We start from the raw sequence: 404 nt of genomic DNA on the forward strand, positions 1-404 counted from the left end.
GCATGTAACATCTTCTCTCGAAACGTGTCCGCCAAAGTATCTGTTGAACATCTTGCGATGTTCCGCAGGACCCTGCCGCCCACGTTTCTCTTTCTTCTGTATTCAATTTTCAAAGAACAGACCACAGCCGCAAAGACCACCGTCAAACCGGAACAAACCGGCACATCCAAAACCCCGAAAACCACACCGTCAGCGTCACCGCAAAACCGCACATCCTTCAAGGTCCCGCCCTTCAATCAACCAGCCAAAACCGGAAGACCACCAGGCAAAACTGTCACTCGCGCAACAATCCGAAATCTCAAACCAGAGCTTCCTTTAGGGCGCATTCAGCAACCGCCAGCGGCGCCCCGCCCTCGTTGTGTCGGTATATAGACCCCACCAACCAAAACTGTCAACACGCCTTT

At 52.7% G+C, this 404-nt stretch carries 1 protein-coding gene; it reads right to left on the minus strand.

Annotation, left to right across the window (positions count from 1 at the left end; genetic code table 11):
• Positions 1 to 221, minus strand: a 221-nt coding sequence (locus ACTJJ7_RS28100; RefSeq protein WP_440969511.1) for a hypothetical protein, incomplete at its 3' end; no start/stop codon positions are given.
• Positions 222 to 404: the final 183 nt, after the last annotated feature.

Source organism: Phyllobacterium sp. 22229 (assembly GCF_052056495.1).
Classification (GTDB): Bacteria; Pseudomonadota; Alphaproteobacteria; order Rhizobiales; family Rhizobiaceae; genus Phyllobacterium; species Phyllobacterium myrsinacearum.